General features: G+C 69.4%; 10 protein-coding genes. 5 read left to right on the forward strand and 5 right to left on the reverse strand.

The features are described from left to right. On the forward strand, positions 1-683 hold a 683-nt coding region (locus tag FNH08_RS30595; RefSeq protein WP_228034459.1), incomplete at its 5' end, for an XRE family transcriptional regulator. A gap of 61 nt (positions 684-744) precedes the next feature. On the opposite strand, the gene FNH08_RS30600 is transcribed toward FNH08_RS30595, so the two are convergent. Continuing rightward, positions 745-1,770: an ATP-dependent 6-phosphofructokinase gene (locus FNH08_RS30600; protein ID WP_152774772.1), complete on the reverse strand. Its 1,026-nt coding sequence runs from the start codon at positions 1,768-1,770 to the stop codon at positions 745-747. Positions 1,771-2,083: 313 nt separating this feature from the next. Between FNH08_RS30600 and pta the strand changes: the two genes are divergently transcribed. From pta to pyk, 3 genes are all read left to right on the forward strand, one after another. Continuing rightward, on the forward strand, positions 2,084-4,186 hold the full coding sequence (pta, locus tag FNH08_RS30605; RefSeq protein WP_322725797.1) for a phosphate acetyltransferase: 2,103 nt from the start codon (positions 2,084-2,086) through the stop codon (positions 4,184-4,186). After that, on the forward strand, positions 4,183-5,391 hold the full coding sequence (locus tag FNH08_RS30610; RefSeq protein ID WP_322725798.1) for an acetate kinase: 1,209 nt from the start codon (positions 4,183-4,185) through the stop codon (positions 5,389-5,391). Before pta ends, FNH08_RS30610 begins: the two co-directional genes overlap by 4 nt. 117 nt (positions 5,392-5,508) lie before the next feature. Beyond that, positions 5,509-6,939 (forward strand): pyruvate kinase, encoded by a 1,431-nt coding sequence (gene pyk, locus FNH08_RS30615; protein ID WP_152774773.1) that lies wholly within the window; start codon positions 5,509-5,511, stop codon positions 6,937-6,939. 133 nt (positions 6,940-7,072) lie between these two features. Here pyk and FNH08_RS30620 read toward each other — a convergent pair whose 3' ends face one another. The 4 genes from FNH08_RS30620 to FNH08_RS30640 all read right to left on the reverse strand — a co-directional run bounded on the left by FNH08_RS30620 (position 7,073) and on the right by FNH08_RS30640 (position 11,311). Next, the gene (locus FNH08_RS30620) at positions 7,073-8,401 is read right to left on the reverse strand and encodes a hypothetical protein (protein WP_322725799.1); all 1,329 of its coding nucleotides are present in this window, start codon (positions 8,399-8,401) and stop codon (positions 7,073-7,075) included. Next, the gene (locus FNH08_RS30625) at positions 8,391-8,936 is read right to left on the reverse strand and encodes a DUF6114 domain-containing protein (protein WP_152774774.1); all 546 of its coding nucleotides are present in this window, start codon (positions 8,934-8,936) and stop codon (positions 8,391-8,393) included. Before FNH08_RS30625 ends, FNH08_RS30620 begins: the two co-directional genes overlap by 11 nt. Positions 8,937-9,079: 143 nt before the next feature. After that, positions 9,080-9,712, reverse strand: a complete 633-nt coding sequence (locus tag FNH08_RS30630) for a DUF6230 family protein (RefSeq protein WP_152774775.1) — start codon at positions 9,710-9,712, stop codon at positions 9,080-9,082. Between the two features lie 624 nt (positions 9,713-10,336). Then, the gene (locus FNH08_RS30640; RefSeq protein ID WP_152774776.1) at positions 10,337-11,311 is read right to left on the reverse strand and encodes a tetratricopeptide repeat protein; all 975 of its coding nucleotides are present in this window, start codon (positions 11,309-11,311) and stop codon (positions 10,337-10,339) included. 241 nt (positions 11,312-11,552) lie between these two features. Between FNH08_RS30640 and FNH08_RS30645 the strand changes: the two genes are divergently transcribed. Continuing rightward, on the forward strand, positions 11,553-12,179 hold the full coding sequence (locus FNH08_RS30645; protein WP_152774777.1) for a TetR/AcrR family transcriptional regulator: 627 nt from the start codon (positions 11,553-11,555) through the stop codon (positions 12,177-12,179). Positions 12,180-12,228: the final 49 nt, after the last annotated feature.

Raw genomic sequence — 12,228 nt, forward strand, 5'->3', positions numbered from 1 at the left:
CCCCGCCCTTCAACTCCCCGGCCGCCCGCACGTTCCGTACCGGGCTCGGTATGGAGCCCGAGCACGTGGCGTACGGGATGCGCTCCTCGTACGGACTCCCCCACGTCACCCCGGACATGGTCATCGACTGGGAACGCGGCACCGCCGCCCCCACCTCCGCCGAACTCACCGCCCTCGCGGGCATGTTGTGGTGCTCCGTGAGCGACCTCGCCGACCGGCCCCGGACGTTGCGCGAGCACCGCGTCGCCCGGGGTCTCGCCGCCGAGGACGTCGCCCGTACCGTCGGCCTCGAACTCCTCGTGTACCTGCGCATGGAGGAGACCGAGCGTTGGCGCGGCACCGACCGCCAGTCCGCCGCCCTCACCGAACTGCTCGATCTCTCACTGCCGGACTTCGTCACCGTCTCGGGGAGGGACGGGAAACTGGCCGAGCTGCTGCGGAGCGCCGTGACGACGCGCTGGCAGGGCCATGTGCGCCCGGCGGCCAAGCTCCTGCCCCTGGACCGGCGGCTCCTTCAGGACGTGCTCCGCCAACTGCACATCGCGTACCAGCGAACGAGGACGGCCGGTCTCACCTGGGCGGGCGGCACGGCCGCGCCCGAGGCCCACGAGGCCGGCCGTGACTTCCTGGACCACGTCGTCGACCGTTTCTGGTCGACGGTGGAGACCACCGGCCCGTACTGAACCGGGCAGCCGGGCCCGTGGTGACCGTCGGCCCCCCGGACCACGGGCCCCGGCAGCGGGTCTAGAACACAGACTCCGCCTCGTCCATCCGGTCCTTCGGGACCGTCTTCAGCTCGGTCACGGCCTCCGCGAGCGGCACCATCACGATGTCGGTGCCGCGCAGCGCGGTCATCCTGCCGAACTCGCCCCGGTGCGCGGCCTCCACCGCGTGCCAGCCGAAGCGGGTCGCGAGGACGCGGTCGTACGCGGTCGGCGTGCCGCCGCGCTGGACGTGGCCGAGGATGACCGGCTTGGCCTCCTTGCCGAGCCGCCGCTCCAGCTCGTACGCGAGGGCCGTACCGATGCCCTGGAAGCGCTCGTGGCCGAACTGGTCGATCTCGCCCTTGCCGTAGTCCATGGTGCCGTCGGCGGGGTGCGCGCCCTCGGCGACGCAGACGACCGCGAACTTCTTCCCGCGGGAGAAGCGCTCCTCGACCATCTTCACCAGGTCGCCCGGGTCGAAGGGACGCTCGGGGAGGCAGATGCCGTGGGCGCCGGCCGCCATGCCGGACTCCAGGGCGATCCAGCCGGCGTGCCGGCCCATGACCTCGACGACCATCACCCGCTGGTGGGACTCGGCCGTGGTCTTGAGCCGGTCCATCGCCTCCGTCGCCACTCCGACCGCCGTGTCGAAACCGAAGGTGCGGTCCGTGGAGGAGATGTCGTTGTCGATCGTCTTCGGGACGCCGACCACCGGCAGGCCCGCGTCGCTGAGCATCCGCGCCGCCGTCAGCGTGCCCTCGCCGCCAATCGGGATCAAGGCGTCGATGCCGAACTCGTGGATCATGTCCGAGGCGTTCTCGCAGGCCTCGCGCAGACGGTCGCGCTCCAGACGGGAGGAGCCGAGGATGGTGCCGCCACGGGCGAGGATGCCGCTGACCGATTCGAGGTCGAGGGAGCGGTAGCGACGGTCGAGAAGACCCGCGTAACCGTCCTCGAAGCCGATGACCTCGTCGCCGTAGTGGTCCACCGCTCGGTGCACGACCGACCGGATCACTGCGTTCAGACCCGGGCAGTCGCCGCCTGCGGTGAGAACTCCGATACGCATCGTGCTGTGTCTCCTGCTCGGTGCCGGGTACGTGCTCTCTGCTGGTGCGTGGTGGTACTGGTGCGTAGTGGTACTTGTGAGTCCATCCGATTGTTCCATGGCTGACAGGGCACCGTGGACGGCGTCCCTCCCGGCCTCCTCCGGCTGGTTCGGGCCGTCGTCCCGCACCTCCACCTTGCCGGGCGCCTTATCCAGGCGCAGGGGTATTGTCAAGAGGGTTCTGCCCGCCACGGCCGGGTGATCTTCGCGTGACACGAGACGACGTGACCAGGCACCGCCGAAGGCCCCCTGAAGACGGAACGGAGAATGACGCGTGACGCGCAGCGTGTACGTGACCGGGATCGACCGCGGAGACGGCCGACAGGTGGTGGAACTGGGAGTCATGGAGCTTCTGACCCGCCAGGTCGACCGGGTGGGGGTGTTCCGCCCCCTCGTCCACCACGCTCCCGACCGGCTCTTCGAACTGCTGCGGTCCCGCTACCGCCTCGCGCAGGATCCGGCCACCGTGTACGGCATGGACTACCACGAGGCGTCCACGCTGCAGGCCGAGCAGGGCACCGACGAGCTGGTGTCCACCCTCGTCGACCGCTTCCACCGGGTCGCGCGCGGCTTCGACGTCGTCCTCGTCCTCGGCACCGACTTCGCCGACACCCAGTTCCCGGACGAGCTGTCGCTGAACGCGCGGCTCGCGAACGAGTTCGGCGCCAGTGTGATCCCGGTGATCGGCGGGCGGGGGCAGACCACGGAGTCCGTGCTGGCCGAGACGCGCAACGCCCACCGGGCGTACGAGGGGCTCGGCTGCGACGTGGTGGCCATGGTCACCAACCGGGTGGCCCCGGCCGACCGTCTGGAGATCCAGGTGGGGCTCACGTCCCGCCTGGACGTGCCGTGCTACGTCGTCCCCGACGAGCCCGCGCTCTCCGCGCCGACCGTCGCGCAGATCACCCACGCGCTGGGCGGCACGGTACTGCTGGGCGACGACTCCGGGCTCGCGCGCGACGCGATGGACTTCGTGTTCGGCGGCGCCATGCTGCCGAACTTCCTCAACGCCCTGACCCCCGGCTGTCTGGTGGTGACCCCCGGCGACCGCGCGGACCTGGTGGTCGGCGCGCTGGCCGCCCACAGCGCGGGTACCCCGCCGATAGCCGGTGTGCTGCTCACGCTGAACGAGCGGCCCAGCGACGAGGTCCTCACCCTGGCCGCGCGGCTGGCGCCCGGCACGCCGGTGGTCGCGGTCAAGAACGGCTCCTTCGACACCGCGTCCCAACTATTCGCGATGGAAGGCAAGTTGAGCGCCGCCACGCCCCGCAAGGCGGAGACCGCGCTCGGTCTGTTCGAGCGGCACGTCGACACCACCGAGCTGGCCGGGCGGGTGTCCGCGCCCAGCAGTGACCGGGTCACGCCGATGATGTTCGAGCACAAGCTGCTGGAGCGGGCCCGTTCCGACAAGCGGCGCGTCGTGCTGCCCGAGGGCACCGAGGAGCGTGTGCTGCACGCGGCCGAGGTGCTGCTGCGCCGGGGCGTGTGCGAGCTGACGCTGCTCGGGCCCGGCGACCTGATCCACAAGAAGGCCGCCGACCTGGGTATCGACCTCGCCGGCTCGCAGATCGTCGATCCGCGGACCTCCGAGCTGCGGGAGACCTTCGCCGAGAGTTATGCCCTGCTGCGCGCCCACAAGGGCGTCACCGTGGAGCTGGCGTACGACATCGTCTCGGACGTCAACTACTTCGGCACCCTCATGGTCCAGGAGGGTCTCGCCGACGGCATGGTCTCCGGTTCGGTGCACTCCACGGCCGCGACGATCCGGCCGGCGTTCGAGATCATCAAGACGAAGCCGGACGCGTCGATCGTCTCGTCCGTCTTCTTCATGTGCCTGGCCGACAAGGTGCTGGTGTACGGCGACTGCGCGGTCAACCCCGACCCGAACGCCGAGCAGCTCGCCGACATCGCCATCCAGTCGGCCACCACGGCCGAGCAGTTCGGGGTGGAGCCGCGGATCGCGATGCTGTCGTACTCGACGGGTACGTCCGGCTCGGGCGCCGACGTCGACAAGGTGCGCCAGGCGACCGAGCTCGTACGCTCCCGGCGGCCCGACCTGAGGATCGAGGGCCCGATCCAGTACGACGCGGCCGTGGAGCCGACGGTCGCCGCGACCAAGCTGCCGGACTCCGAGGTCGCCGGCCAGGCCAGCGTGCTGATCTTCCCGGACCTCAACACCGGCAACAACACCTACAAGGCCGTCCAGCGCTCCGCCGGCGCCATCGCGGTGGGCCCGGTCCTCCAGGGCCTGCGCAAACCCGTCAACGACCTGTCCCGAGGCGCCCTCGTCCAGGACATCGTCAACACCGTCGCCATCACGGCGATCCAGGCCCAGGCCCCCACCCCGTCCCTCACCGAGAAGGCAACCGCCCAGTGAGTTCCACGCGTGTTCTCGTCCTCAACTCCGGCTCGTCGTCGGTGAAGTACCAACTGCTCGACATGCGGGGCGGCAGCCGGCTGGCCGTGGGGCTCGTCGAGCGCATCGGCGAGGAGACCTCCCGGCTCAAGCACACGCCCCTGCACTCGGGCGGCGAGACCCGTGAGTCGACCGGGCCGATACCCGACCACGAGGCCGCGTTGAAGGCCGTGTCGGAGGAACTCACCAAGGACGGGCTGGGCCTCGACTCCCCCGAGCTGGCGGCGATCGGGCACCGCGTGGTGCACGGCGGGAAGTCCTTCACCGAGCCCACGGTCATCGACGACGCCGTACTCGCGGAGATCGAGCGCCTGATCCCCGTCGCGCCACTGCACAACCCGGCCAACCTGACGGGCATACGGACGGCCCAGGCGCTGCGGCCCGACCTCCCCCAGGTCGCGGTCTTCGACACCGCGTTCCACACGACGATGCCGGAGGCGGCGGCGCGTTACGCGATCGACGTGAAGACCGCGGACGAGTACCGCGTCCGCCGCTACGGCTTCCACGGCACGTCGCACGCGTACGTCTCCCGCGCCACCGCCGAACTCCTCGGCAGGGCACCCGAGGACGTCAACGTGATCGTGCTGCACCTCGGCAACGGCGCGTCCGCGTCGGCTGTCGAGAAGGGGCGGTGCGTGGACACCTCCATGGGGCTGACGCCTTTGGAGGGGCTGGTGATGGGTACGCGGTCCGGTGACCTGGACCCGGCCGTCATCTTTCATTTGGCGCGCGTTGGCGGGCTGTCCACGGACGAGATCGACACTCTCCTCAACAAGAGGAGCGGACTGATCGGTCTGTGCGGGGACAACGACATGCGTGAGATCCGCCGCCGTGTGGACGAGGGTGACGAACAGGCGCGACTTGCCTTCGACATCTACATCCACCGGCTCAAGAAGTACATCGGCGCCTACTACGCGGTCCTCGGCCGGGTGGACGCGGTCGCCTTCACGGCCGGGGTCGGCGAGAACGCGGCCCCGGTGCGCGAGGCGGCGATCGCGGGCCTTCAGGAGCTCGGCCTCGCGGTGGACGAGGGGCTGAACGCCGTACGGAGCGACGAGCCGCGTCTGATCTCGCCCGCGGGCTCACGGGTCGCGGTCGCCGTCGTCCCCACCGACGAGGAGCTGGAGATCGCCACGCAGACCTACGCACTGGTCGCACGGAAGTGAGACGGTGAGCGGGCGGGCCGACGAGTGAGCCGCACCACACCTGAGCGCATACCCGCCCATTTGTATCTTCCGCCAGACGGAATATTCCGTAGCGAAACAAACCGATAGGATCGTCCCATGCGCCGTTCGAAAATCGTCTGCACTCTCGGCCCCGCGGTCGACTCCCATGAGAAGCTCGTCGCCCTGATCGAGGCGGGCATGAACGTGGCCCGCTTCAACTTCAGCCACGGCACGCACGAAGAGCACGAGGCCCGTTACGTCCGCGTCCGTGCCGCCGCGGCCGAGACCGGCAACGCGGTCGGCGTGCTCGCCGACCTCCAGGGCCCGAAGATCCGCCTGGAGACCTTCGCGGAGGGCCCCGTCGAGCTGGTGCGCGGTGACGAGTTCACCATCACCACCGAGGACGTGCCGGGCGACAAGACCATCTGCGGGACGACCTACAAGGGCCTGCCGGGCGATGTCACCAAGGGCGACCAGATCCTCATCAACGACGGCAACGTCGAGCTGCGGGTCGTCGAGGTCGACGGTTCCCAGGTGAAGACGGTCGTCATCGAGGGCGGTGTGATCTCGGACCACAAGGGCATCAACCTGCCCGGCGCGGCCGTGAACGTGCCGGCCCTGTCCGAGAAGGACGTCGAGGACCTGCGATTCGCGCTCCGGATGGGCTGCGACATGGTGGCGCTCTCCTTCGTGCGGGACGCGAGCGACATCCAGGACGTCCACAAGGTGATGGACGAGGTGGGCCGGCGCGTCCCCGTCATCGCCAAGGTGGAGAAGCCGCAGGCGGTCCAGAACATGGAGGACGTCGTGATGGCGTTCGACGGCGTCATGGTCGCGCGCGGCGACCTGGCCGTCGAGTACCCGCTGGAGCGGGTCCCCATGGTGCAGAAGCGCCTCATCGAACTGTGCCGCCGCAACGCCAAGCCGGTGATCGTGGCGACCCAGATGATGGAGTCGATGATCACCAACTCCCGCCCCACGCGCGCCGAGGCGTCCGACGTCGCCAACGCGATCCTGGACGGCGCCGACGCGGTGATGCTGTCCGCCGAGTCGAGTGTGGGCGCCTACCCGATCGAGACCGTGAAGACGATGTCGAAGATCGTCGCCGCGGCCGAGGAGGAGCTGCTCTCCAAGGGTCTGCAGCCGCTGGTGCCCGGCAAGAAGCCGCGTACGCAGGGCGGTTCGGTGGCCCGCGCCGCGTGCGAGATCGCCGACTTCCTCGGCGGCAAGGGCCTGGTGGCGTTCACCCAGTCCGGCGACACGGCCCGCCGGCTGTCCCGTTACCGCGCGGCCCAGCCGATCACCGCCTTCACCACGGACGAGTCGACCCGCAACCAGCTGACACTCAGCTGGGGCGTGGACTCCCACGTCGTGCCGTTCGTGAACAGCACGGACGAAATGGTCGACATGGTCGACCAGGAGATGATCAGGATCAACAAGTTCCACCAGGGCGACATCGTGATCATCACCGCGGGCTCGCCCCCCGGCATCCCCGGCACCACCAACATGGTCCGGGTGCACCACCTCGGTGGCGGCGACCGCGACTGACGCCCCCACGGGCGCCCCAGGGCGCCCGTAACGGCGCTCTACGACGACGAGGGCGCCCCCTGCGCACAGGGGGCGCCCTCGTCGTGTGCGGCTCCCGAACGGGTCCTTACGGGCGTTCTCAGTCGGTGCTCTATCAGTCGGTGGTGTACTGGTGCATCCCCGGGACGGTCAGCGTCCCGCCGAACTGGGCGGCCTGAGTGACCTTCACGTTGGTGAAGTAGATCAGCGGAATGTTCAGCGGCGGCGGGTGCTCCGGGTCGAACGTGATCGGGATCAGACCGAGCAGGTTGCCGGAGATGCTCTCCGTGTACATGACCGTCTTGCCGTCGCGGATGGTGGACGTCGTCCCCTTGCCCGCCTGCACGTGGTAGGTCTTGCCGGCCTGCTTGTCCACGACGGTCTGGTGCAGGTCACCGATGTCGGATCCGTCGGAGATCACGTACTTCAGGACCTTCTTGACCGAGCCGTCGGCCGTCTTCACCTTGACGATGCCCTGGTAGTCGGCACCCTTCAGCAGCAGCGAGCTGGCCTCCAGGTACCAGGGGTCGTCGGCGAGCGGCGGAATGCCGGTCTCGACGCCGCCCTCGTCGTCCGTGGCGGTCGGGCAGTCCTCCGGGGCCGTGGAGGTGCTCGCGGACGGGCTGGGGGTCGCGGTGGCGTCCCCGACCGCGTCCGTCGCCTTCTCCGTGGCGTCCTTGGCCGCCTTGGAGGCCTCGTCGGTCACACCCTTGGCCGTGTCCTCCACCGAGTCCGTGGCGTCCTTGGCGGTGTCGGTGACCTTCTTCTCGGTGTCCTCGACCGTGTCGGAGGCGTCCTTCGAGGCCGAGGCCGACGGGGACGGCGTCGCAGCGGCGTCCTCGGTCTCCTTCTCGTCGGGCGTGAAGACGTCCTCGAGGGCGCCGCCGATGGTGTCGAGCAGGTTGCCGCTGCTCTCGGACGGCGAGGGGGTCGCCGCGGACGAGTCGTCCTGCGAGGACCCGGAGGGCGCGCTCGTGGACGGGGACGGCGTGGGCTCGGTCTTGTCGTCGGAACCTGAATCCGACGAAGAGTCCCCGCCCGAAGTCCCGCTGCCCGAGGAGTCGTCGGACGAGGAGTCCTGCTCGTCCTTGCCGTCGGACTTCTCGTCGGACTTCTCGTCGGACGCGGAGTCGCTCGCCGAGTCGGAGGGCGAGGGTGACGCCTCCCTGTCCTTCTCGGCGTCCAGCGCGGCGACACAGTCCTTGTACTCGTCGGCGTCGGCCGCCAGGCTCTTCGCCGACGGCTTGTCGTCGGCCCGGGCGAGTGTCGACGTGAACCCCATGCCCATGAGGACCGCCGTCGGCATCGCCGCGACGGCTATCGCCTTGCCCGCCGGTACCTGGATCCGGGTGAGAAGGGGCTTCTTGGGCGCCGCGTGCCGCGGTCCGGATCTCGCGCGGGACTCTCCCACCGCAGCCCCGCGGGTCTCCTCGTCAGCCGGCACTGTGCCTCCCGTTCGTCCTGTGCGGGGTGGTACCTGACAGATCGTCGAACTCGCCGCCCGCACCGTTCGTGGCACCCGCTGCCGCCGGCTGCGGGGCTCCGGCGGTGTCCTGCTGGGTGGCCGCTACCGGCGGGTCCTCCTTGGCGGGCGCCCAGGAGACGGCCATCGCACCGCCGATCAGGGCGAGCACGAAGCCCATCACGAAGCCACCGAGGTTGGAGACCGGGATGGACACCAGCGCCAGAAGGATCGCCGCGACGCCCGCGAAGGTCCGTACGTGCCGCTGGAACCAGAGGCTGAACCCGAGGACCACGAGCAGCACGCCGATGATGAGAGAACCGGCGCCTCCCGTCGTCGCCATGGCCAGCGTGAGGTGACCGAGCTGCAGGTTCGCGTACGGGAAGTACATGATCGGGAAGCCGCTGAGGAGGACGAACAGCCCCGCCCAGAATGGGCGAGTGCCTCGCCAGGCGTGGAATCGCCGCCGAAAGACGCGGAGATAGTGCTCGTTCTGCCCCGTTGACTCGGCGCTCATGGACAACAGCTCCCTGGAACGGCGTTGCTGTGATTCACGTGCGGGAAGCGCTGCGACGCGGTTCACGCACGGAAGAGTTCATGTGGTTGAGAAGGGACGGGCGGGCGAAGAAGCCGAGACCCCCTCACCCGCCCGGTGAGCGCCTAGTAGCACTCGTTGACGCCCTTGTGCAGCGACATCTTCAAGTTGCTGAGCTTGAAGGTTCCGGCAGTGGTCGCCCACGCCGTCTGCTTGACGTCGGTGAGCGTGGCCGAGTCCGCCTGCTGGGCGAACCCGTAGGGGTTGGCCTGGTCACCCTTGGCGATACCCGGACCCTTCGAGGCGTCCTTCGCCGCGACACCGATGTCGATGTTCCTGAACGTGGCGTCGGCGCTGAGATCCTCGACGTCGATGTACAGGTTCTCGGCTTCGACCTTCTTGCCACCCGTACCGGCGGTCAGCTTGAGGCTGACGGTGCCGACGAGCGGGATGTCCGGGGTGACCACGGACTGGCACATGTTGCTGATCTCGGCGTTCTTGAACGCCGAGACCGCGACCGGGTGGGCCGTCTTCTCACCCTTGAGGGTGTAGCCCTGGTCGATGGCCCCGTACTGAGAGAAGCCCGTACCGTCGAGTCGGCCCGCCGTCACCTTGAACGACTGCCCCGACACGCTGAACGAAGCGGCCAGAGCGCCCTGCGCGAGGGCGACACCTATCGCTGCCGTAGCGGCGACGCTGGGCACCATGACCACAGCGAACCGCTTCCATCTGGTCCCGCCACGCACCTGGGACTCCATATTTCCTCCTTCTCGGACGTACATCTCCTGGCCCCGGCCAGCCCCTTGACAGTGGCTCAGCCAGGCAGGGATGGGAGAAGTGCTACGTCCTCGGGAAGGAGAGCGCCCGATCTCGGAGGCACGAACAGCGCCCGAATCACCGGCGATCACCCCCGAGCGACAACCACTGGTCGCGCCTGACACGCATCACGCACAACCTGCCGGACAGGCTCTGCCGGTTGGGCAGAGACCCCCCTGTCCGAGAGCCGGCGCCACTGCCGCCGGCTCTACTCGGTGGGGACCCAAGAAAACCCGTTGACCCGACTGGACGGCGGGGCACGGGAATGGACCGAGCGTCGCCGATCGTGGTCCATTCTCGCCGCCCTCGCAAGGGGGTTCGTTACTGGCCGGTAACGGACGGATAACCGATGTACGACCCATCGGCATCACGCGACAACTCTGGGTCGCCGCACGCGAGTCGACAGACCAGGTGTTCCACGGACAGAATCCGACAGAACGACCCTCACAACCTACTCGCAGTAACAGCGGCCGCGTTTACCAAGTTTTGGTAAAGCGCGGCCGCGGTGTCGCTCTGTCGGCAATTCTTTCACCTGGGCATCACAAGCCCCAGCGTTTAGGGACTGGTCAGAACAAGGCCCGAGCCAACGCCCGCCTGGCCGCCGTGACACGGGGATCGTCGGCACCCACGACCTCGAACAGCTCGAGCAGCCGCAGCCGCGCGGCGTCCCGGTCGTCCCCGGCGGCGCGCCGCACTGTGTCGATGAGTCGCCCGAACGCGTCCTCGACGTGACCGCCCACCAGATCCAGGTCGGCGGCCGCGATCTGGGCCGGTACGTCGAGGGGGTTCTCGGCGGCGGCCTTGCGCACCTGCTGCGGGTCAGCGTCCTGCACCCGCTGGAGCAACTCGGCCTGGGCGAGACCCAGTTTGGCCTCGGTGTTGCCCGGGTCGTCGCTCAGCACGTTCCTGTACGCCTGGACCGCGCCGCCCAGGTCGCCCGCGTCCAAGGCCTGTACGGCGGCCTCGAGCAACTGGTCGTACGGGCCGGCCGGGACCTGCGGGGCGGACTCGACGGTCCCCGCCTCGGCATCCGGATCCACCGCCAGGCCGGTCAACCCGAAGCGCTCCTCGGCGACCTGCACGAGCTGATCCAGGGTGCCGCGGATCTGGGCCTCCGGGGCGGCGCCCTGGAAGAGCGGCAGCGCCTGTCCCGCCACGACGGCGAAGACGGCCGGGATCCCCTGCACCCCGAACTGCTGCATCAACATCTGGTTCGCGTCGACATCGATCTTGGCGAGGACGAACCGCCCGCTGTACTCGACAGCGAGCCGCTCCAGCACCGGGCTCAGCTGCTTGCAGGGCTGGCACCACTCGGCCCAGAAGTCGATGACGACGGGCACCTCGGTGGACCGCTGGAGGACATCGCGCTCGAACCCGGCCTCGTCGACATCGATGACGAGGTCAGCGGGGGAAACGGCCCCTCCCCCACCCTGCCGGGCGGCTTCGGCGCGTGCCTGCTCCGCCTTCGCCTTGGCCTCCTGGGCCGCCTTCACCGCGGCGAGGTCGACGACTCCGCTCATGGACATGTTCCGTGGCTGCATGAGTACATCCTCCCCTCTTCCGCGCGCCCGTGTGAAAAGCGTTGTGAAAGCCGGTGCTGCCGTGTGGCGTTCGGCGCCTGGTCCCCACCCTGCGCCGACGTGGTCGTCGCTCGCCCTCGTGCTTTCGATACGAGTCGTAGCGTAACGGCCTGGGTGGCCGTCCCGACACCACGAAACGGTGATCTCCCTCACTGCGCCACAGGAAACGCACTTCCCGGAAACGGCCGGATATGGTCGGCGCATGCAGAGCCGCTCCTCCGCCGCGCGGGCCACGGGCCGACCCCGCAGCGCCGCCGCGGACGCGGCGATCCTGGAGGCGACCCGTGCGGCCCTGGTGGAGCTGGGCTGGTCCAGGCTGACGCTCGGCGACGTGGCGATGCGGGCGGGTGTCGCCAAGACGACCCTCTACCGGCGCTGGGCGGGCAAGAACGAACTGGTCGTGGACGCGGTGGCCGAGCTCTTCGACGAGCTGGAACTCCCGGACAGCGGCAGTCTGGCCGCCGACATAGAGGGCGTGGTCCTGCAGTTCGCGGCCATCCTGGACCGCCCGGAGGCCAAGAGCGGCCTGATGGCGGTGGTGGCCGAGGCCACCCGTGACGAGGCCCTGCGGGAGCGGGTCCGCGCCTCGATCGTCGACCGCCAGAAGCGGCTCGTCCTTGAGGGGCGGGCCCGTGCGCAGGCGCGTGGCGAACTGCCGGTGGAGGACGACCCCGCGGCGGCCGCCGCGACGGTGGACCTGATCTTCGACATGGTCGCCGGTGCCGTGGTCCATCGCACGCTGGTGAGCGCTGAGCCGGTGACCGAGGACTGGGCCCGGAGATTCGCCCAGATGCTCCTCCAGGGCCTGACGAACACGAGCCCGGCGTGAGCGGCCGGCTGTTTACGCCCCCCTAGAAACCCGCCGGCTCCGTGTAGAC

It is taken from the genome of Streptomyces spongiae, assembly GCF_009377185.1.
Classification (GTDB): domain Bacteria; phylum Actinomycetota; class Actinomycetes; order Streptomycetales; family Streptomycetaceae; genus Streptomyces; species Streptomyces spongiae.